Source organism: Pseudomonas sp. PS01270 (assembly GCF_029959775.1).
Classification (GTDB): domain Bacteria; phylum Pseudomonadota; class Gammaproteobacteria; order Pseudomonadales; family Pseudomonadaceae; genus Aquipseudomonas; species Aquipseudomonas atacamensis.
In genome coordinates this window covers 1-20,675 of the sequence record NZ_JASCPT010000027.1, presented here as the reverse complement: position 1 = coordinate 20,675, position 20,675 = coordinate 1, and the positions used below count along the sequence as shown (strand labels likewise).

Annotated in this window: 23 protein-coding genes; 9 read left to right on the top strand and 14 right to left on the bottom strand. The window is 61.3% G+C overall.

The annotated features are described in order from the left end of the window. Positions 1-62: 62 nt before the first annotated feature. From hemA to QMX86_RS10805, 6 genes are all read left to right on the top strand, one after another. The gene (gene hemA, locus QMX86_RS10830; RefSeq protein WP_282384380.1) at positions 63-1,349 is read left to right on the top strand and encodes a glutamyl-tRNA reductase; all 1,287 of its coding nucleotides are present in this window, start codon (positions 63-65) and stop codon (positions 1,347-1,349) included. Beyond that, positions 1,346-2,428, top strand: a complete 1,083-nt coding sequence (gene prfA / locus QMX86_RS10825; RefSeq protein ID WP_130928619.1) for a peptide chain release factor 1 — start codon at positions 1,346-1,348, stop codon at positions 2,426-2,428. The genes hemA and prfA overlap by 4 nt, the downstream gene beginning before the upstream one ends. Beyond that, positions 2,429-3,259, top strand: coding sequence for a peptide chain release factor N(5)-glutamine methyltransferase (prmC, locus tag QMX86_RS10820; protein WP_282384382.1), 831 nt, complete (start codon positions 2,429-2,431; stop codon positions 3,257-3,259). Continuing rightward, complete coding sequence (locus QMX86_RS10815; RefSeq protein WP_282384384.1) at positions 3,253-4,008, top strand: molybdopterin-synthase adenylyltransferase MoeB; 756 nt, start codon at positions 3,253-3,255, stop codon at positions 4,006-4,008. The genes prmC and QMX86_RS10815 overlap by 7 nt, the downstream gene beginning before the upstream one ends. Continuing rightward, a complete protein-coding gene (murI, locus tag QMX86_RS10810) occupies positions 4,001-4,792 on the top strand; it encodes a glutamate racemase (RefSeq protein ID WP_071173577.1) in 792 nt (263 codons plus the stop codon). The genes QMX86_RS10815 and murI overlap by 8 nt, the downstream gene beginning before the upstream one ends. 111 nt (positions 4,793-4,903) lie before the next feature. Next, the gene (locus tag QMX86_RS10805) at positions 4,904-5,422 is read left to right on the top strand and encodes an acyloxyacyl hydrolase (protein ID WP_122507863.1); all 519 of its coding nucleotides are present in this window, start codon (positions 4,904-4,906) and stop codon (positions 5,420-5,422) included. Positions 5,423-5,556: 134 nt separating this feature from the next. Here QMX86_RS10805 and QMX86_RS10800 read toward each other — a convergent pair whose 3' ends face one another. The 12 genes from QMX86_RS10800 to QMX86_RS10745 form a co-directional block, all read right to left on the bottom strand. Next, on the bottom strand, positions 5,557-5,862 hold the full coding sequence (locus QMX86_RS10800; RefSeq protein WP_024014290.1) for a YkgJ family cysteine cluster protein: 306 nt from the start codon (positions 5,860-5,862) through the stop codon (positions 5,557-5,559). Between the two features lie 52 nt (positions 5,863-5,914). Further along, positions 5,915-6,406 (bottom strand): DUF2878 domain-containing protein, encoded by a 492-nt coding sequence (locus QMX86_RS10795; RefSeq protein ID WP_282386094.1) that lies wholly within the window; start codon positions 6,404-6,406, stop codon positions 5,915-5,917. Continuing rightward, positions 6,399-7,664 carry a cyclopropane-fatty-acyl-phospholipid synthase family protein gene (locus QMX86_RS10790; protein ID WP_282386092.1) on the bottom strand — a complete coding sequence of 422 codons (1,266 nt, stop codon included), beginning with the start codon at positions 7,662-7,664 and terminating at the stop codon, positions 6,399-6,401. The genes QMX86_RS10795 and QMX86_RS10790 overlap by 8 nt, the downstream gene beginning before the upstream one ends. Beyond that, on the bottom strand, positions 7,651-8,466 hold the full coding sequence (locus tag QMX86_RS10785; protein WP_122507860.1) for a DUF1365 domain-containing protein: 816 nt from the start codon (positions 8,464-8,466) through the stop codon (positions 7,651-7,653). The genes QMX86_RS10790 and QMX86_RS10785 overlap by 14 nt, the downstream gene beginning before the upstream one ends. Next, on the bottom strand, positions 8,463-9,710 hold the full coding sequence (locus QMX86_RS10780) for an FAD-dependent oxidoreductase (protein WP_016773218.1): 1,248 nt from the start codon (positions 9,708-9,710) through the stop codon (positions 8,463-8,465). Before QMX86_RS10780 ends, QMX86_RS10785 begins: the two co-directional genes overlap by 4 nt. Continuing rightward, positions 9,707-10,489 (bottom strand): SDR family NAD(P)-dependent oxidoreductase, encoded by a 783-nt coding sequence (locus tag QMX86_RS10775; protein ID WP_016773219.1) that lies wholly within the window; start codon positions 10,487-10,489, stop codon positions 9,707-9,709. Before QMX86_RS10775 ends, QMX86_RS10780 begins: the two co-directional genes overlap by 4 nt. After that, positions 10,486-10,908, bottom strand: a complete 423-nt coding sequence (locus tag QMX86_RS10770; protein WP_122747838.1) for a nuclear transport factor 2 family protein — start codon at positions 10,906-10,908, stop codon at positions 10,486-10,488. The genes QMX86_RS10775 and QMX86_RS10770 overlap by 4 nt, the downstream gene beginning before the upstream one ends. After that, positions 10,901-12,346 (bottom strand): deoxyribodipyrimidine photo-lyase, encoded by a 1,446-nt coding sequence (gene phrB, locus QMX86_RS10765; RefSeq protein ID WP_243243460.1) that lies wholly within the window; start codon positions 12,344-12,346, stop codon positions 10,901-10,903. The genes QMX86_RS10770 and phrB overlap by 8 nt, the downstream gene beginning before the upstream one ends. Positions 12,347-12,362: 16 nt before the next feature. Beyond that, positions 12,363-13,304: a MerR family transcriptional regulator gene (locus tag QMX86_RS10760; RefSeq protein ID WP_016773222.1), complete on the bottom strand. Its 942-nt coding sequence runs from the start codon at positions 13,302-13,304 to the stop codon at positions 12,363-12,365. Continuing rightward, positions 13,304-14,266: a DUF523 and DUF1722 domain-containing protein gene (locus tag QMX86_RS10755; protein ID WP_041479992.1), complete on the bottom strand. Its 963-nt coding sequence runs from the start codon at positions 14,264-14,266 to the stop codon at positions 13,304-13,306. Before QMX86_RS10755 ends, QMX86_RS10760 begins: the two co-directional genes overlap by 1 nt. Before the next feature lie 214 nt (positions 14,267-14,480). Next, entirely contained in the window at positions 14,481-14,696 is a 216-nt protein-coding gene (locus QMX86_RS10750; RefSeq protein WP_076564097.1) for a TIGR02450 family Trp-rich protein, read from the bottom strand. Continuing rightward, entirely contained in the window at positions 14,693-15,679 is a 987-nt protein-coding gene (locus tag QMX86_RS10745) for an NAD(P)/FAD-dependent oxidoreductase (protein ID WP_024014282.1), read from the bottom strand. Before QMX86_RS10745 ends, QMX86_RS10750 begins: the two co-directional genes overlap by 4 nt. Before the next feature lie 197 nt (positions 15,680-15,876). On the opposite strand from QMX86_RS10745, the gene QMX86_RS10740 reads away from it, so the two are divergent. Both QMX86_RS10740 and hemH read left to right on the top strand, forming a co-directional pair. Next, a complete protein-coding gene (locus QMX86_RS10740; RefSeq protein ID WP_282386082.1) occupies positions 15,877-16,779 on the top strand; it encodes a TIGR01777 family oxidoreductase in 903 nt (300 codons plus the stop codon). Between the two features lie 13 nt (positions 16,780-16,792). Then, positions 16,793-17,818 (top strand): ferrochelatase, encoded by a 1,026-nt coding sequence (gene hemH / locus QMX86_RS10735; RefSeq protein ID WP_073473492.1) that lies wholly within the window; start codon positions 16,793-16,795, stop codon positions 17,816-17,818. 132 nt (positions 17,819-17,950) lie between these two features. On the opposite strand, the gene QMX86_RS10730 is transcribed toward hemH, so the two are convergent. Both QMX86_RS10730 and upp read right to left on the bottom strand, forming a co-directional pair. Then, positions 17,951-19,225, bottom strand: coding sequence for a uracil-xanthine permease family protein (locus QMX86_RS10730; RefSeq protein ID WP_071173568.1), 1,275 nt, complete (start codon positions 19,223-19,225; stop codon positions 17,951-17,953). Positions 19,226-19,227: 2 nt separating this feature from the next. Next, positions 19,228-19,866, bottom strand: coding sequence for a uracil phosphoribosyltransferase (upp, locus tag QMX86_RS10725; protein ID WP_024014279.1), 639 nt, complete (start codon positions 19,864-19,866; stop codon positions 19,228-19,230). A 164-nt stretch (positions 19,867-20,030) separates the two neighbouring features. Here upp and QMX86_RS10720 point away from each other — a divergent pair, with 164 nt between their 5' ends. Next, on the top strand, positions 20,031-20,588 hold the full coding sequence (locus QMX86_RS10720; protein WP_016773231.1) for a hypoxanthine-guanine phosphoribosyltransferase: 558 nt from the start codon (positions 20,031-20,033) through the stop codon (positions 20,586-20,588). Positions 20,589-20,675 lie beyond the last annotated feature (87 nt).

Sequence of the window (20,675 nt, the reverse complement as noted above, 5' to 3'; positions counted from 1 at the left end):
GTTGTTCTGAATCTTTCGAAGTAGGACAATTGCCGGCTTCACGTCACCACCAGCGACCTTGAATGGCCTTCCTTGCACTCGGTATTAACCACAAGACTGCTTCAGTAGACGTCCGCGAGCGCGTGGCCTTTACCCCTGAGCAGCTGGTGGAGGCCTTGCAGCAGCTCTGCCGACTGACCGACAGCCGCGAAGCCGCGATCCTCTCCACCTGCAATCGCAGTGAGCTTTATATAGAACAGGATCAGCTCTCGGCCGATGTCGTGCTGCGCTGGCTGGCCGATTATCACCATCTGAGCCTCGACGAGCTGCGCGCCAGTGCCTATGTGCATGAAGACGATGCGGCTGTTCGTCACATGATGCGCGTCGCCTCCGGGCTTGACTCGCTGGTGCTGGGCGAACCGCAGATTCTCGGCCAGATGAAATCGGCCTACGCCGTGGCCCGCGAGGCCGGCACCATCGGTCCGCTGCTGGGGCGGCTGTTTCAGGCGACGTTCAATGCCGCCAAGCAAGTGCGTACCGATACCGCGATCGGCGAGAACCCGGTGTCGGTGGCGTTTGCTGCGGTGAGCCTGGCGAAACAGATTTTCAGCGATCTGCAACGCAGCCAGGCGCTGCTGATCGGTGCCGGCGAGACGATTACGCTGGTCGCGCGCCATTTGCATGAGCTGGGGGTCAAGCGCATCGTCGTCGCCAACCGCACGCTGGAGCGCGCCAGCCAGTTGGCCGAGCAATTCGGCGCTCACGCCGTGCTGCTCTCGGACATTCCGGCGGAACTGGTGCGCAGCGATATCGTCATCAGTTCGACCGCCAGCCAGTTGCCAATCCTCGGCAAGGGTGCGGTGGAAAGTGCGCTGAAGCTGCGCAAGCACAAGCCGATCTTCATGGTCGACATCGCGGTACCGCGCGATATCGAGCCAGAAGTCGGCGAGTTGGACGACGTTTACCTGTACAGCGTCGACGATCTCCACGAAGTGGTCGCCGAGAACCTCAAGAGCCGTCAGGGCGCTGCGCAAGCGGCGGAGGAAATGGTTTCGGTCGGCGCCGACGATTTCATGGTGCGCCTGCGCGAACTGGCGGCAGTCGATGTGCTCAAGGCCTATCGTCAACAGAGCGAACGCTTGCGTGACGAGGAATTGCAGAAGGCCCTGCGTCTGCTGGCCAACGGCGGCAACGCCGAAGACGTGCTCGGGCAACTGGCCCGTGGCCTGACCAACAAACTCTTGCATGCGCCCAGCGTGCAGTTGAAAAAGCTGTCTGCCGAAGGCCGCCTCGATGCGCTGGCCATGGCCCAGGAACTCTTTGCCCTTGAGGGCTCACCGGATAGTTTTTCGGATAAAAAAACGCAATGAAAGCGTCACTGCTCAACAAGCTGGACATTCTCCAGGACCGTTTCGAGGAACTGACCGCGCTGCTCGGCGACGGTGAAGTCATTGCCGATCAGGCCAGGTTCCGCGCCTATTCCAAGGAGTACGCCGAACTCGAGCCGGTAGTGGCCGCCTATAAAAAGCTGCTCGGCGTCCAAAGCGATCTTGAAGGCGCGCAGGCGCTGCTCAAGGACAACGACCCGGACATGCGCGAAATGGCCGTGGAAGAAGTTCGCGAAGCCAAGGAGTTGCTGGTCACGCTGGAATCCGATCTGCAGCGCATGCTGCTGCCTAAAGATCCGAATGACGGGCGCAACGTCTTCCTCGAAATTCGCGCCGGCACCGGTGGCGACGAGGCGGCGATCTTCTCCGGCGACCTGTTCCGCATGTACTCGCGTTATGCCGAGCGGCGTGGCTGGCGCGTCGAGATCCTCTCGGAAAACGAAGGCGAACACGGTGGCTATAAAGAAGTCATCGCGCGCATTGAAGGCGACAACGTTTACGGCAAGCTGAAATTCGAGTCCGGCGCACACCGCGTCCAGCGCGTACCCGCCACCGAATCCCAGGGTCGGATTCACACGTCGGCCTGCACCGTGGCTGTATTGCCCGAGCCGGACGAGCGCGAAGCCATCGAGATCAACCCGGCGGATCTGCGTGTCGACACTTACCGTTCCTCTGGCGCCGGTGGTCAGCACGTCAACACCACCGATTCGGCGATCCGCATTACCCACATCCCGACCGGCACCGTCGTCGAGTGTCAGGAAGAGCGTTCCCAGCACAAGAACCGTGCCCGGGCGATGGCGTGGCTGTCGGCCAAGCTCAACGATCAGCAAAACGCTGCGGCGGCCAACGCGATTGCCAGTGAGCGCAAGTTGCTGGTCGGCTCCGGTGATCGATCCGAGCGTATCCGCACCTACAACTACGCCCAGGGCCGGGTCACCGACCATCGCGTCAACCTGACCCTGTATTCCCTGGATGAAATTCTCGCCGGTGGCGTCGAAGCTGTGATCGAGCCGCTGCTGGCCGAATATCAGGCTGACCAGCTCGCAGCGATAGGTGAATAAATGACCATCATCGCCAGCCTGTTGCGCGCTGCCGAGTTGCCGGACTCGCCGACTGCGCGTCTGGACGCTGAATTGCTCCTGGCCGCCGCATTGGGCAAGTCGCGCAGCTTCCTGCACACCTGGCCCGAGCGCATCGTGCCGAGCGAGGCTGCGCTGACCTTTGCCGAGTATTTGCAACGGCGGCGTAGCGGTGAACCGGTGGCTTATATTCTCGGCCAGCAGGGCTTCTGGAAGCTGGATCTGGAAGTCGCGCCGCACACGCTGATTCCGCGTCCCGACACCGAATTGCTGGTGGAGGCAGCCCTTGAGCTGCTGCCGGCAACTCCGGCCGAGGTTCTTGATCTGGGCACCGGCAGTGGCGCGATTGCTTTGGCCTTGGCCAGCGAACGGCCGGCGTGGAAAGTCACCGCTGTGGATCGCGTGCTCGAAGCCGTGGCCCTGGCCGAACGCAACCGCCAGCGTCTGCACCTGAACAACGCTACGGTGCTGAACAGCCATTGGTTCAGCGCACTTGCAGGCCAGCGCTTTCAACTGATCATCAGCAACCCGCCGTACATTGCCGCCGCCGATCCGCATCTGGTCGAGGGTGATGTGCGTTTCGAACCGGCCAGTGCGCTGGTCGCCGGTGAAGATGGCCTCGATGATCTGCGCCTGATTGTTGCGCAGGCGCCGGATCATCTTGAAACCGGCGGCTGGCTGATGCTCGAACACGGCTATGATCAGGCCGAAGCCGTGCGTGATCTGCTGCTTACCCGTGGCTTTGAAGAAGTCCATAGCCGCACCGATCTGGGCGGCCATCAACGCATCAGTCTGGGGCGCCTGCCGTGCTGAATGATCAGGAATTGCTGCGCTACAGCCGGCAGATTCTGCTGCAACACATCGACATCGACGGGCAGCTGAAGCTCAAAGGCAGCCGCGTGCTGATCGTCGGCCTCGGCGGTCTCGGCGCGCCAGTGGCGTTGTATCTGGCGGCAGCGGGCGTCGGCGAATTGCATCTGGCGGATTTCGACACGGTCGATCTGACCAATCTGCAACGGCAGATCATTCACGACACCGACAGTGTCGGCATGTCCAAGGTCGACTCGGCGCTCAAGCGCCTGGGCGCGATCAATCCGGAAATTCAACTGGTCGCTCATCGCCAGGCGCTGGACGAGGATTCTCTAGGTGCAGCGGTGGCGGCGGTGGATCTGGTGCTCGATTGTTCGGACAACTTTTCCACGCGCGAGTCGGTTAACGCCGCTTGTGTTGCCGCGTGCAAGCCACTGGTCAGTGGCGCGGCGATTCGTCTGGAAGGGCAGCTGTCGGTGTTCGATCCACGGCGTGGCGAGAGCCCTTGCTACCACTGCCTGTACGGACACGGCAGCGAAGCCGAACTGACCTGCAGCGAGGCCGGCGTGGTCGGGCCGCTGGTCGGTCTGGTCGGCAGCTTGCAGGCGCTGGAAGCGTTGAAACTGCTGGTCGGCTTTGGCGAGCCATTGGTGGGGCGTTTGTTGCTGATCGACGCTCTGGGTTCGCGCTTCCGTGAGCTGCGGGTCAAGCGTGATCCGGGCTGCAGCGTCTGTGGCGCGCGCCATGCGTGAAGCGCCGATCGGCGTGTTCGATTCCGGGGTCGGCGGCTTGTCGGTCCTCGGCGAAATTCAGCGCTTGCTGCCCAACGAATCGCTGCTGTACGTCGCCGATTGCGGGCACATTCCTTACGGCGAGAAAACCCCGGAATTCATCCGCCAGCGTTGCAGTGCGATGGCAGGATTTTTTCGCGAGCAGGGTGCCAAGGCTTTGGTGCTGGCATGCAATACCGCGACCGTGGCCGGTGTTGCCGACCTGCGTCGTGATTTCCCGGACTGGCCGATTGTCGGCATGGAACCGGCGGTCAAACCGGCCGCTGCGGCCACGCGAAGCGGCGTGGTTGGCGTTCTGGCCACGACCGGCACGTTGCAGAGCGCAAAGTTTGCCGCGTTGCTCGATCGTTTCGCGGCTGACATAAAAGTCATCACCCAGCCCTGTCCGGGACTGGTCGAACTGATCGAAACGGGTGATCTGCACAGCGCCGAACTACGCACTTTATTGCAAGGTTACGTCTCTCCATTGCTGGCGCAAAACTGCGACACAATCATTCTTGGCTGCACCCATTATCCCTTCCTCAAGCCGTTACTCAGGTCGATGATCGCCGACGATGTCAGCCTGATCGATACCGGAACTGCCGTAGCCCGACAGTTGCAGCGCTTGCTCGCCGAGCGTGATCTGCTGGCGCAACGTCCGAGCCAGCCTGTGAAGTTCTGGACCAGCGGCGATCCGCAATCCCTCAGAAAAATCCTACCGTTGCTGGGCCAAACTGCGTCGAATGTGCAAAACTTCGACTTGTAAAAAAAATGTGAAATAACTAAAAAAACGCTGAACTTCTGACCAAGCGCGGATTTCTATAGCGACAGCAGCAACTAAAAACCAAACGATCGTTCCGGAAAAGGAAGTTTCAAAGTGAAGCGACTATTCTGCTTGGCCGCGATTGCGGCCGCACTGATGGGGCAAAGCATTTCTGCACAAGCCGCTGGCGTTGAATTCGCCGTCGGCGGTACCAGCGATTCGACGATGACGTATCGCTTAGGCATGAATTTCGACTGGGACAAGAGCTGGCTGCAGAGCGACGTCGGTCGCCTGACTGGCTACTGGAGTGGTGCCTACACGTACTGGGAAGGTGACAAGACTTCCAGCAACAACAGCCTGTCGTTCTCGCCTGTATTCGTTTACGAGTTTGCCGGTCAGTCGGTCAAACCGTACGTTGAAGCGGGTATCGGCGCGGCGTTCTTCTCCAACACCGAATATGAGAGCAACAAGCTGGGCGGGTCCTTCCAGTTCGAAGACCGCATCGGTGTCGGCCTGCGCTTCAACGGCGGCCACGAAGTCGGCATCCGCGCCACGCACTACTCCAACGCCGGCCTGTCCAGCGACAACGATGGTGTAGAAAGCTACGCGCTGCATTACACAATGCCGCTGTAACACGCCGCTACGCGGAACCGACGTGGGAGCGAGCCTGCTTGCGAAAGCTGAGTGTCAGTCAATTCAAATGGTGGCTGACACACCGCCTTCGCAAGCAGGCTCGCTCCCACAGTTGTTTCTGCGTTGTCAAAGAATCAGCGGTAGGCTGTCGCAATACCCCGGCGCTCTTCGATGCACTCCGGCGCGCCCATTTCAAACTCGCGGCAAATCAGCGGGCGTCGTTCATAGATCGTGCACATCATGCTGTCGCGATCCAGCGCCGCGCACCAGCCGTCGTCCAGACGCAGCATCACTTCACCGCCCCATTCATCGGTATCGATAAAGCGATCAGGCACGCCGGTGTCGGTGATCAGCATTACTTCGAGCTGGCAGCAGCACGCCGCACAGGTCGAGCAGGTGACCGCCGGTTCGGCAATTTGGGTGTGGGGGATGGTTTTCATCGTGGCAGTGTAAGGCAGTGATCGCTGTGGGTGTGAAAGCGCTGACGGACGCTCACGGCGCCAGACGTCGCGCCATCAAGTGCAACAACGGAAAAAGCACGGCCCAGAGCAGCCCGATCAAGATCAGCGTGGGGATATGGCCATAGGGAAATTGCACGCCGGCCAGCCGTCCGCCGCCGTAGTACGACAATGCGCCGCCCACCGCGCCAAGTCCGCTGGCCAGCCACCAGGGTCGCGCGCTCCAGGCCAGGCAGTGGCGCAACGTGGTGGCGAGCAGCGCCCAGAGCAGCATCAGCCACAGTGGAATCAGCGGTGAGGCGTCTGCAAAGCGGAACACATCGAGGTAACGCAAGACGCTGTCCACCGCCGTGCCGACAATCACCACGCACAGTATCAAACGACCTTCCGCCGCCCAACTGCTGATCCAGCGCAGATGAATCACCAGTGCCGCCAGCGCCAGCAACAGCCATAAACTGTTGCCGCCGAGCACGCAGGCCAGCCAGCCGAGCTGAAACAGCACGGCATTGGCGATTCGCTCACGCATCGAAGCGCCCGAGCAGCGGCGCGGTCATCGCCGCCGGTTTGGCCAGCAGCAATTGCGCGGTGCCGATGGTGCGTTCGAGGAATCCGCCCTCGCAATAGCACAGGTAAAACTCCCACAGGCGCAGGAAATAATCGTCGTAGCCCAGTTCGCTCAGGCGACCATGGGCGAGGCGAAAGTTCTCGTGCCACAGGCGCAGTGTCTTGGCGTAATGCAGGCCGAAATCTTCCATGTGCAGCAGGTTCATGTCGGTTTCGCGGCTGACCACATCGAGCATCTTGTGCACCGAGGGCAGGGCCCCGCCGGGGAAGATGTAGCGCTGGATAAAGTCGACGCTGCGCTTGGCCTGTTCGTAGCGTTGTTCGCGAATGGTGATCGCCTGGAGCAGCATCAGGCCGTTGCTCTTGAGCAAGTGCGCGCATTGCTTGAAGTAGGTGGGCAGGAACCGATGGCCGACCGCTTCGATCATCTCGATCGACACCAGTTTGTCGTACTCGCCGCTGAGGTCGCGGTAGTCCTTGAGCAGCAGGGTGACGCGATCCTGCAAGCCGAGTTGTTCGATACGCTTGGCAGTGAACGCGAACTGCTCTTTCGACAGCGTCGTAGTGGTCACGCGGCAACCGTAATGCTGCGCTGCGTACAGGGCCATGCTGCCCCAACCGGTGCCGATTTCCAGCAGGTGGTCGCTGGGTTTGAGCGCGAGTTTCTGGCAGATGCGCTCGAGTTTGTTCAGTTGCGCCTGTTCCAGGGTGTCGCTCGGCGAAAGGAACTGGGCGGCGGAATACATCATGGTCGGGTCGAGAAACTGTTCGAACAGTTCATTGCCGAGGTCGTAGTGCGCGGCGATGTTTTTCTGCGAACCCTTGCGCGTGTTGCGATTGAGCCAGTGCAGCCCTTGTACGAAGGGCCGGCCCAGATGCGCCAAGCCACCTTCCATGGCATCGAGTACATCGAGATTGCTGACGAATACGCGCACCACAGCAGTCAGGTCCGGCGAACTCCAATAGCCGTGGATGAATGCTTCGCCGGCGCCGATCGAGCCGCTACTGGCGACCATGCCCCACAGGGCCGGGTCGAGTACATGGACTTCGCCGAGCAGAGCACTGCCCGGGGTGCCGAAAAGCATTTGTTCGCCATCCTCGACGACCATCAATTGTCCGTGTTTGAGCTGGGCCAATTGGCGCAACACGCCACGGCGCAGCAGCGAGCCGGTCAAACCGTTGGTGCTGAAGCGACCGAGCGGCAGGCTAGAGGATTTCATGGTGCGGCTCCTTCGGAGGCACAGTGGCGGTTTTAAAGCTGCCGTCGGCAGCCTGGTGAGGGAAGATCGGCGCGCGCTTGAGCAGCAGTCGCAGTGCTTGCCAATAAATCGCCAGAGCGGTTTTTGCGGTCATCCACGGAAAGCGCCGCAGGTAGCGATGCAGGCTGCGACGATCGAGCGGTTCACGGCGCAGATTGAGCGTGGCGTCGAACAGTTTCTCGTTGCCCTGCCAATCGGCCATGTGCACACCCAGGCTTTGCGCAGCGGGGCTGAAGCTCATGCGGTATTCGAGGTCGCGGGGCAGAAACGGCGAGACGTGAAACGCCTTGGCCACAGCGAAATGCTGGTGGAAATCCACCAGGCTGGTCGGCACCTGCGCCGGCAGCACATAGTGATAACGCTCGCGCCATGGCGTATTGGTTACTTCACAAACGATCGCCGCCAGTTGCCCGTCGGCTTCATGGCAATAGAAGAAACTCACCGGATTGAACGACAGGCCCCAACTGCGCGGCTGGGTCAGCAGGCATACCGCGCCTTGTGGCTCATGACCGATGGCTGCGCCGACCTGCTGGCGCACCGCGTCGATCAGGCGCATGCCCTTGCCGGTGAAGGCTTTCAGGTAATCGGTTTCGCGAAACGAGAACGGCGCAAAGCGGCTGCGCCCGGCCAGTGGCGACAGGGCCAGTACGGCGTCCTGTTCGCTCAGGTCGAGATAGAGCAAACCGATGCGATAGCGGAATTCGTGGCGGCGCGGCGAAAAACGTCGGTGGCCGATGACGCCGCTGTACAGAGCGCTGTTCACAGGGTTTCACCGAACGCGGCGGCTACGCGCAGCCCGCTGACCACGCCATCTTCATGAAAGCCGTTGGCCCAGTAGGCGCCGCAATAATGTGTGTGCTGCTCGCCATCGAGTTCGCCCCAACGGTTTTGCGCGGCCGCTGCGGCGAGGGTGTATTGCGGGTGGGCGTAGGTATAGCGGGCCAGCACTTTATCCGGGCTGATGCCGGCAGTCTGGTTGAGGCTGACGCAGAACGTAGTGTCGCTCTCGATGCCCTGCAGGATGTTCATGTTGTAGGTGACCGCCGCGCGGGTATGGCCGGCGCCGCCAAGGCGATAGTTCCAGCTGGCCCAGGCCAGTTTGCGCGTTGGCAGCAGGCGCGTGTCGGTGTGCAGCACGACATCGTTATCGGCGTAGAGCAGGGCGCCGAGAATCGAGCGCTCGGCGTCGCTCGGGTTGGCCAGCAGGTTCAGCGCCTGATCGCTATGACAGGCGAACACCACTTTGTCGAAATGTTCGAGGCCGGCCGGGCTGTGGATAACCACGCCGTGCTGGTTGCGCTCGACGCGCTTGACTGGGCAGTTCAGGCGAATCCTGTCACTGAATGAAGCGGTCAGTGGCGCCACATAAGCACTGGAACCGCCTTCAATGACCTGCCACTGCGGACGATCGCTGACTGAGAGCAGGCCATGATTCTTGAAGAAACGCAGGAAGAATTGCAGCGGGAAATTGAGCATTTCCGCCATCGGCATCGACCAGATCGCCGCGCCCATCGGCACGATGTAATGCAGGATGAAACGCTCGCCGTAGCCGCCAGCCTTGAGGTAATCATCGAGGGTGGTATCGGCGGCGATGCGCAGTTCTATCAGGTCGCGCTGCGCTTCTTTGTTGAAGCGCAGAATGTCGCGCAGCATGCCCCAGAACCCCGGCGACAACAGATTGCTGCGCTGGGCGAACAGGCTGTTGAGATTGTTGCCATTGTACTCCACGCCAGTGTCCGGGTCGGTTACCGAAAAGCTCATTTCGGTCGGCTTGAACGCCACGCCGAGCTGGTTGAGCAAGCGAATGAAGTTCGGGTAGGTCCAGTCGTTGAACACGATGAAACCGGTATCGATGGCGAACGACTGCCCGGCCACGCTGACCGGTACGGTGTGGGTATGGCCGCCGACCCAGTCACTCGCTTCGAACACGGTGATGTCGTGGCGGCGGTTCAGCAGGTAGGCGCAGGTGAGCCCGGCGATACCGCTGCCAATTACGGCGATTTTCATATCGGGTCCCGCTGCGGTGGGTTCTTGCGCACCATGCGTTTGCCGATCGCCAATTGCGCGCGGGCGGGCAGTTTCGATAGCGGCCACAGCGCGGCCATGAACAGTCCCGGGAAGGCAATTTCCAGCGGACGGTCCTTGAGTTTGGCGAAGATGTGCCGCGCCGCTTTATCCGCAGGCCAGCTCAGCGGCATCGGGAAATCGTTCCTTTCGGTCAGCGGCGTTTCGACAAAACCCGGGCTGATGATGGTGACTTCAATGCCTTCATCCGCCAGATCGATGCGCAGCGATTCGAACAGGTAACGCAGCCCGGCCTTCGATGCGCCGTAGGCTTCGGCCCGTGGCAGCGGCAGGTAAGTCACCGAGCTGGCCATGCCGACCAGATGCGGCGCGGTGCCTTTGCGCAACAGCGGCAGGGCGGCTTCGATGCAATAGCTACTGGCGAGCAGATTGGTGCGCACCACGTGCTCGATGATCGACGAATCGAACTGGCGCGCGTCGACATATTCACAGGTGCCGGCGTTGAGAATCACGCTGTCCAGCGAACCCCAGGCCTCGGCGATCTGCTCACCGATTTCGCGCACGGTCTGACTGTTGGTCAGATCGCCGGGCACCACCAGCACCTGGCCCGGGTAACGCTGGGACAAAACCTTGAGCGGCGCGGCCGAGCGCGAGCTGACCGCCAGGTGCGCGCCGCTTTTCAGAATGTCCTCACACAATGCTGCGCCGATGCCACTGCTGGCGCCGGTCAACCAATACCGCCGTGGAGGTGTACGACTCATCCCATTCTCCTTTTCAGCCAGGCAATCGCCCGGCCCAATATTGGCAAGTGTTCATACAGCAGCGCCCCGGCATCGAAATAATCCCGATGGCGATAAACCTTGTCGCGCCAGAGCAGGTGCGAACAGCCACCGACCCTGATTTCCCGGCCCTTGGCCAGGCGCGGATGGCGATAACTCATGACCCAGCGCAGGTAACCCTCACCTTCGCGGATCTGGTCAAAGCCGTGAAAATCGAAACGCAGATCGCTGACGTTGGCGTACAGCTCACTGAAGTAATCCCGCAGTTGTGCCAGGCCCTGAACTTCGTGCAGCGGATCGGTGAAATGAATGTCGTCGCTATACAGCTCGCCGAGGCGATGCAGGTTGTCTTTGTTCAACCCGGAAAACTCGCGGGCGAAGCTGCGCAGGAATTCACTCATCGCTGCCGCCCACAGGCTGGCGCGACGGCAGGTTCTTGAACGCTGTCAGCGCACGCTCGCGTGAAGTGCTGAGGTTAACGATCGGCGCCGGATAATCGGCCACGCCGAACAGTCCTCCGGCTGCCGCCGGATTGTGCACTTCCTTCTTGTTGAGCCCGGCCAGTTCCGGCAACCAGTGCTTGATGAACACGCCTTCGGCATCGAATTTTTCCGACTGGCTCAACGGGTTGAAGATACGGAAGTACGGTGCCGAGTCGGTGCCGGTCGACGAGCTCCATTGCCAGCCACCGTTGTTGGCCGCCAGATCGCCGTCGATCAGGTGGCGCATGAAAAAGCGTTCGCCCTCGCGCCAGTCGATCAGCAGGTTTTTGGTCAGGAACATCGCTACGACCATGCGCAGGCGATTGTGCATCCAGCCGGTTTCCAGCAGTTGACGCATCGCCGCGTCGATGATCGGCAGTCCGGTGCGTGCCTCCTGCCAGGCCTTGAGTTCTTCCGGCGCATCGCGCCAGGCCAGCGCCTCGGTTTCCGGGCGGAAGGCGCGATGCCGCGAGACGCGTGGATAGCCGACCAGAATGTGTTTATAGAACTCGCGCCACAGCAGCTCGTTGATCCAGGTCACTGCGCCGACCTTGCCGCTTTCGAACTCGCCCTGATTGCTTTGCAGTGCAGCGTGCAGGCACTGGCGTGGCGAGATCACCCCGGCGGCGAGGTACGCCGACAATTGGCTGGTGCCGGGTTTGGCCGGGAAGTCGCGTTCGCTGCGGTAATAATCGATCTGCGCGTCGGTGAAGGTGTCGAGGCGGCGCCGCGCCTCTTGCTCGCCGGCCGGCCACAGGGCGCGCAGGGATTCGCTCGGCGTGGCGAAGCCTTTGACCGCCTCGGGAATTGCGTCACTTTCGATATCCAGCGCGGCCTGTTTGCCCGGTGCTTTGATCAATGCCGGCATCGAGCGGTGCAGGCGTTCGTAGCAGACCTTGCGGAACTGACTGAACACCTGGAAATAGGTGCCGGTCTTGGTCAGGATCGTGCCGGGTTTGAACAGCAACTGATCCAGATAGCTGTGGAACTCAATGCCCTCGGCTCGCAACGTTTCGGCCACGGCTTCATCGCGGCGGCTTTCGTGGACGCCGTATTCCTCGTTGACGTGCACCACTTCGATCTTCAATTGCCGGCACAGCTTGAGCAGTTCTGCCGGTGCCTGATCCCAGTGCGGTGCGCTGCGAATCAACAACGGGATGTTCAGCGCGCCGAGGCTCTGGCTCAGTTCGCCCAGGTTGCGCAGCCAGAAATCCACTTTGCACGGCGCATCGTCGTGCTCCAGCCATTGCTGCGGACTCAACAGATACGCCGCCACGGTCGGGCCGCGCGCTGCGGCGGCCGCGAGGGCAGTGTTGTCATGTTGGCGCAAGTCGCTGCGCAGCCAGATCAGTTGCATGTGATTAAACCCATCATCAAATCAATCCGCGCTCGAGCAGCGCCTGGTGTGCGGCAAGCGGATCTTCAGCCAGGAACAGATCGGCAGTCTGGGCGGTGCGTGCGGACAACTCGGTGTGGTGAATGTGCACCGTGGGGCCAGCAATCAAGGTCGGGCAATTGACGTTCGCCAACAGCTTGGGCAACTGCGCCAGTTGCATGGCTTTGCTCGAATACAGCAGCACGCCACGGGCTTGCAGATGCTCGACGGTCAGCGCCAGTTCACCGGCCGGCAGTGGCCAGTCGAACACTTGCACCGGGCAATCGGCACTGCTGATCAGCCATGCGCACAGCCACAGATGTGGCTCCAGCGGCAGGTCGGAATGATTGATCAACAGCAGCGGCGCCGAATGCAGCTGGCGGTTGTTATGGTAGATGCGTGCGCCGAATTTGCTGCGCAACCAGGAAAAGAAAAACGTCCGTTCCATCTGTGCGCCGAACTGGCCCTGCCAGCGCTGTTCGAGCTCGGCCAGCAGCGGCATCAGCAATTGCTCGCACAACGTCCGTGGCGGATACAAGGCGATGGCCTGATTGACGCTGTCATCCAGCGCCCGCTCATTGAGCGAGGTGACCGCCGACAACAACGTCTGATGCAGACGCTGCCAATCGTTTTCCACGGTTTCCGTGAAGGCCTGCGGCGCATCGAGCAGTGGCTTGACTTGGCTGACCGCAACGCCACGGTTGAGCCAGGTGAGGATGGCCATGATCCGCTGCACATGTTCAGCGCTATACAGTCGATGGCCCTTGGGCGTGCGCTGGGGCACCACCAACCCATAGCGACGTTCCCACGCGCGCAGGGTGATGGCGTTGACGCCGGTCTGCCGCGCGACTTCGCGAATCGGCAACCAGCCCTCGTCGAGGGCTTTCTTGAAGTCGGCGCCGAGGTCTTCCCGGGCGCTGCTGTCGGTTTTATCGTTCATTAGATCGCGTTTCGCAGACTGAGGTTTTCCGGGTGCGGCTGCAGGTAAACCTGCTGCGCGATGTACGGGTCCGGATGGAGTCGAAAATGGTGTTTGAGCAGCGTCAACGGCACCACCAGCGGCACGATGCCCTGGCGGTACTGGCCGATGATCTGCTGCATTTCCTGTTTGTCTTCGGCGCTCAGCGATTGTTTCAAATAACCGCTGAGGTGCAGCAGCACGTTGCAATGGGTGCCGCGAGTGGCGCATTTCTTCAGCGCGGCCATCAGCTCGCTGAAATAGCGCGGGCCGAGTTCGGCGGGATCGCTGTCGGCCATGTTGCCGAGCATCTTGCCGAGGTTTTTGTATTGCAGCGGGTTGTGCGCCATCAGCAGATACTTGTAGCGCGAATGGAATTCGGTGAGGGCGCGACGGCTCAGGCCCTCGGCGAGCACTTGCTGCCAGGCGCTGTAGGCCAGCACGCGGGTGATGAAGTTTTCCCGCAGCACCGGATCGTTGAGGCGCCCGGCTTCTTCCACCGGCAGATCCGGATGTTGGGCACAGAATGCCTGCGCATAGATGCCACGTCCGCCACCGTTCACTGGCGCGCCGTTGTCGTGATAGACCTTGACCCGTTCCAGCCCGCAGGAGGGCGACTGCTGCATGAAGATGTAGCCGGACAGGTCCTGCAACTCGGCGGCCATTTTCTCGCCGTACTCGGCCAGCGGCCTGGTGACGTTGATGGTCCGGTCGACGGTGCCGACGGCCTCGGGTTGTTCAGGGTCGCCGACCAGCCGAATCGGCTCACGGGGAATGCCCATGCCGATGGCGACTTCCGGGCACAGCGGGACGAAATCGAAATATTCGGTGAGGGTACGGCTGCACAGCCGCGATTCCTTGTGCCCACCGTTGTAGCGCACTTCTTCGCCCAACAGGCAGGCGCTGATGGCGATCTTCGGCTTGGACAGGGAAGCAGTAGACATGAGCACCTCGAATCTATACCTGTACAGAGAGTTATCTCTGTACAACTTTTCCTCAGCATAGATCGATGGATGTACAAGTCAAATGATTTGTATAAGATTTTTGTACGGAGCTGAATCTGTGGGAGCGAGCCGGCTCGCGAAAGCGGTGGGTCAGTAAAGGAATTCGCATCTGATACAGCGCTATCGCGAGCAGGCTCGCTCCCACAAGGGAAATCTATTTCCAGCCGAGTAACCAGTGCTCGCTGTCTTTCAGCACCTGCCAATCCAGTCGCTCGCTACGCTGGGTCAGCACCGCCTGCAATTCAACTTCCAGCACCGTACCTTCCTCGTCGCGGATCAGTTCGGTGACCAGAAAATGTTTTTCGCGATTTTGCGGGTGGGCTGCTGTCCACTTCGACAGCAGCAATTTACGCGGATTGATGCGATTCATTGCAGGTGTTCGTGCAAGCGACGTGCAGCCTCCTGACCACTGAGCCAGGCGCCTTCAACGCGGCCCGACAGGCACCAGTCGCCACAGGCGTACAGGCCCAGATCGACATCGGCCAGTGTGGTCCATTCATGGCCGGTAGCGGGGCGGGCGTAGAGCCAGCGGTGGGCGAGGCTGAAGGTCGGCGCAGGCATGGCGCTGTGCAGCAGTTCGGCGAAAGCACCGTGCAGATGCTCGATCACCGCCTCCTTGGAGAGGTCGATGTGTTGCCGGCTCCAGGCGCTGGTTGCATGCAGCACCCACGTGTCGAGAGTGCTGTCGCGCCCGGGTTTGCTGCGGTTGCGCGCCAGCCAGTCGAGCGGGCTGTCCTGTACGAAGCAGCCTTCGATTGGCGTATCGAGTGGGGTTTCGAAGGCGAGGGCGACGGCCCAGGTCGGCTCCATTTTCACCCCGGCAGCGACGCCGGCAAGTTTCGGTGCGGCGGCCAGCAGCGCGGTGGCTTGCGGTGCCGGTGTGGCGATCACCACATGGCTGAAGGGGCCGTGGGTGCAGCCGTCGGCGTCCTGCAGATGCCAGTGTTCTTCGCCACGATAGACCTCGGTGATGCGGCAGGCAAACTGCACGTCCAGGCCATCGAGCAGGCCACGGGTGATGGCGCTCATGCGCGGCGTGCCGACCCAGCGGGTCTGCTCGTCCGGCGACATGTTCAGTTGGCCGCCCTGGAAGGTGTAAAGCTGCGGCGCCCACTCGGCGGCCCAGCCCTGGCTCTGCCAGCGCTGCACTTCGGTGACGAAGCGCCGGTCACGCGCGGTGAAGTATTGAGCGCCCAAGTCCAGCGAGCCGGCGTCGCTGCGCTTGCTCGACATGCGCCCGCCGCTGCCGCGGCTTTTATCGAACAGTTGAACGGTATGCCCGGTCTCTGTCAGAGCCTGAGCGGCGGAGAGCCCGGCGATGCCGGTGCCGATGATTGCGATAGGTACAGTCATAGGGGCCTCGTTTACCTTTCTGTACAGACTACGCCGTCGATGAAACCTGTACAATTCTGTTTTTTGGTATAACTTCTAGCGTTCTCGTTCTGACAGCTTGGCCTATTGTTAAACCATAGAGCCTGCCCGATCGAAAAGATCCCTGCCTATAAAAATAGACTAGTGATCCGGGTTAAACGCCACGCGAGGAAGATGTCATGCACATATTGCTGACCGGCGGTACTGGTTTGATCGGACGTCAGCTCTGCCGGCACTGGCTGGAGCAGGGCCATCGCCTGACGGTGTGGAGTCGCCGCGCGGAAAAAGTCGCGCAGATCTGCGGCGCGCAAGTGCGCGGAATTTCGCGTCTGGAGGACCTCGGCGAAGAGCCGCTGGATGCGATCGTCAATCTTGCTGGTGCACCGATTGCCGATCGCCCCTGGACCCATCGACGCAAGGCGTTGCTGTGGAGCAGTCGCATCACCCTGACGGAAACGCTGCTGGCGTGGCTGGAAACCCGCGCGCAGAAACCGGCGCTGCTGATTTCCGGCTCGGCGATCGGCTGGTACGGCGACGGTGGCGAACGCGAGTTGACTGAAGAATCACCGCCCGGCATCGACGACTTCGCCAGTCAGTTGTGTATCGCCTGGGAAGAGACCGCGCTGCGTGCCGAGAATCTCGGCATCCGCGTAGTGCTGGTGCGAACCGGTCTGGTGCTGTCGGCCGAGGGCGGCTTTTTGTCGCGGCTGTTGCTGCCGTTCAAGCTCGGGCTGGGCGGGCCTTTGGGCAATGGTCGACAGTGGATGCCGTGGATTCACATCGACGATCAAATCGCCCTGATTGATTTTCTTCTGCACCGGAATCAGGCCAGCGGTCCTTATAATGCCTGCGCGCCGAAACCTGTGCGCAACCGCGAATTTGCCAAGACCTTGGGCAGTGTGTTGCACCGCCCGGCGTTCATGCCGATGCCGACCCTGGCGCTGAAAGTCATGCTCGGCGAGCTGTCACTGTTATTGCTCGGCGGCCAGCGTGCGACGCCGGCACGCCTGATGGAAGCGGGGTTCAGCTTCCGCTTTACGGATTTACGCGCGGCTCTGGATGATCTCTCCAGCCGCCTCTGAAATAGGACGTTGCATGACCGATCACGCTTTGCTTCTGGTCAACCTGGGCTCTCCGGCCTCCACCTCGGTGGCCGATGTGCGCAGCTACCTCAATCAGTTTCTGATGGACCCCTACGTGATCGACCTGCCATGGCCGCTGCGGCGGTTGCTGGTGTCGCTGATCCTGATCAAGCGTCCCGAGCAATCGGCCCATGCCTATGCCTCGATCTGGTGGGAAGAGGGCTCGCCGCTGGTGGTGCTCAGCCGCCGCTTGCAGGAGCAGATGACCCGGACTTGGAAACACGGCCCGGTGGATCTGGCGATGCGTTATGGCGAGCCGTCGATCGAAACCTGTCTGCTGCGTCTGGTCAAAGCGGGACACAAGAAGATCACGCTGGCGCCGCTGTACCCGCAGTTCGCCGACAGCACCACGACCACGGTGATCGAAGAAGCCCGGCGCGTGCTGCGCGAGAAGAAACTCGACGTGCAGTTGTCGATCCTGCAACCGTTCTACGATCAGCCGGAATACATCGAGGCACTGGCCGCCAGCGCTCGACCACATCTGCAGCAGGACTACGATCATCTGCTGCTGAGCTTTCACGGCTTGCCTGAGCGGCATTTGAGCAAACTCGACCCGACGGGCAATCACTGCCTCAAGGGCGCCGATTGCTGTCAGACCGCCTCGCCGGCGGTATTGGCAACCTGTTATCGCGCGCAGTGTTTCCGTACCGCCGCCGCCTTCGCCAAAAGCATGGGCCTGGCGGACGGCAAATGGTCGGTGTCGTTTCAGTCGCGCCTGGGCCGGGCGAAATGGATCGAGCCGTACACCGAAGCGCGGCTGGATGAACTGGCCAAAAGCGGAGTGAAAAAGATTCTGGTGATGTGTCCGGCGTTCGTTGCCGATTGCATCGAGACGCTGGAAGAGATTGGCGATCGCGGTAGGGAACAGTTCCGCGAAGCGGGGGGCGAGGAGTTGGTGCTGGTGCCGTGCCTGAACGACGACCCGCAATGGGCCAAGGCGTTGGCCACGCTCTGCGAACGAGCGCCGCTGGCCCTCTGAGCAAGCCCGCTCACACAGTGATCGTTCCCACGCTCTGCGTGGGAATGCAGCCCGTGACGCTCCGCGTCACTGGACGCGGAGCGTCCCTTGAGGCATCCCCACGCGGAGCGTGGGAACGATCATGGCGGGGGGTTAAATCAGCGGCTCATCCGCCTTCTTCTGCTTCCAGCCATCATTGCCCGGCAGGATCAGGTTCAGCGCAATCGCAACCACCGCGCACAGCGCGATGCCTTTGAGGCCGAAGTCATCAGGACCGGTGCCGGTGCCGACCAGCACGCCGCCGATACCGAACACCAGCGTCACCGAAACAATCACCAGGTTGCGCGCTTCTCCCAGGTCGATCTTGTGGCGGATCAGGGTGTTCATGCCCACCGCTGCGATCGAACCGAACAGCAAGCACAGAATCCCGCCCATCACCGGCACCGGAATGCTCTGCAGCAGCGCGCCGAACTTGCCGATGAACGCCAGGGTGATGGCGAAGATCGCCGCCCAGGTCATGATTTTCGGGTTGTAGTTCTTGGTCAGCATCACCGCGCCGGTCACTTCGGCGTACGTGGTGTTGGGCGGGCCACCGAACAGGCCGGCGGCCGTGGTGGCGATGCCGTCACCGAGCAGGGTGCGATGCAGGCCTGGCTTCTTCAGGTAATCGCGACCGGTCACGCTACCGACGGCAATCACGCCGCCAATGTGCTCGATCGCCGGGGCCAGCGCCACCGGGACGATGAACAGAATCGCCTGCCAGTTGAACTCGGGCGCAGTGAAGTGCGGCAGGGCGAACCATGGCGCTGCAGCAATTTTCGCTGTGTCGACCACGCCGAAATAGAACGACATGGCAAAGCCCACCAGCACGCCGGAAATGATCGGCACCAGACGGAAGATGCCTTTGCCGAACACCGCCACGATCAGCGTGGTCAGCAGCGCCGGCATGGAAATCATCATCGCCGTCTGATAGTGGATCAGCTCGCTGCCGTCGCCGGCCTTGCCCATCGCCATGTTCGCGGCAATCGGCGCCATGGCCAGGCCGATGGAGATGATCACCGGACCGATCACTACCGGCGGGAGCAAACGGTCAATGAAGCCGGTGCCTTTGATCTTCACAGCCAGGCCGAGGAAGGTGTAGACGAAACCGGCCGCCATCACCCCGCCCATGGTCGCGGCGAGGCCGAACTGGCCCTTGGCGAGGATGATCGGCGTGATGAAAGCGAAGCTCGACGCGAGGAACACCGGCACCTGACGGCCGGTGACGATCTGGAACAGGATCGTCCCCAGACCCGCGGTGAACAGTGCCACGTTCGGGTCCAGGCCGGTGATCAGCGGCATCAGCACCAAGGCGCCGAAGGCCACGAACAGCATCTGCGCGCCGGACAGCACCGTGCGCCAGAGCGGATCGTTGAACTCTTGCTGCATGGTTACGCGTCCTTCTGCTTGGTGCCGAAGATCTTGTCACCAGCATCGCCAAGCCCAGGAATGATGTAGCCGTGCTCGTTCAAACGTTCATCGATGGACGCGGTGTAGATGGTCACGTCCGGGTGCGCCTGTTCGACGGCAGCAATGCCTTCCGGCGCGGCCACCAGGACCATGGCGCGGATGTCGCGGCAACCGGCCTTTTTCAGCAGGTCGATGGTGGCAACCATGGAGCTGCCGGTGGCGAGCATCGGGTCGATGATCATCGCCAGACGCTCGTCGATTTCCGGTACCAGTTTTTCCAGATAGGTGTGCGCTTGCAGGGTTTCTTCGTTGCGGGCAACGCCCACAGCGGAGACCTTGGCACCCGGGATCAGGCTCAGCACGCCTTCGAGCATGCCGATGCCGGCACGCAGGATCGGCACGACGGTGATCTTCTTGCCGGCGATCTTCTCCACCGACACGGTGCCGCACCAGCCGGCAATGTCGTAGGATTCGAGCGGCAGATCTTTTGTAGCTTCATACGTCAACAGGGCGCCGACTTCCTGAGCGAGCTCGCGGAAATTCTTGGTGCTGATGTCAGCGCGGCGCATCAGGCCGAGTTTATGACGGATCAGCGGATGGCGGATCTCGAGGATGGGCATGGGAAAGGCTCCGGCGGCGGGCAAAAAAACCGGCCTAGATTAATCTATCCGAGGGTGATGTCCTATAGGACATTCTGTACGTTAGTCCATAAGAGCTTGATTCGACCTCGCGGGATGCGTACCTTTGCCCGCTTTTCCAATTCCGCCAACCCCTGGAGAGCGCCATGTCCGCTGATCTCGAGCATATCCGTCAAATCATGCGAGAGGCTGACTGCCTGTACACCGAATCTGAAGTCGAGGCGGCCATCGCCCGCGTCGGTGCACAAATCAACGAACAACTGGCTGACAGCAATCCGGTGGTGTTCTGCGTAATGAACGGCGGCCTGATCTTCTCCGGCAAACTGCTGACGCATCTGCAATTCCCGCTGGAAGCGTCCTACCTGCACGCGACCCGTTATCGCAACGAAACCAGCGGCGGCGACCTGTTCTGGAAAGCCAAGCCGGAAGTCTCGTTCATCGACCGCGACGTGCTGATCATCGACGACATCCTCGATGAAGGTCATACCCTGGGCGCGATCATCGACTTCTGCAAACACGCCGGCGCACGCAAAGTGCACACCGCAGTGCTGATCGACAAGGACCACGACCGCAAGGCACGCCCTGACCTGAAAGCCGATTTCGTCGGCCTGCCGTGCATCGACCGCTACATCTTCGGTTATGGCATGGACTACAAAGGCTACTGGCGCAATGCCAACGGGATTTACGCCGTTAAAGGCATGTAAGAACCTGCATTGCCCCCTGTGGGAGCGAGCCTGCTCGCGAAGGCGTCGTGTCAGTCAGCATCATTGAAAACTGACACACCGCTTTCG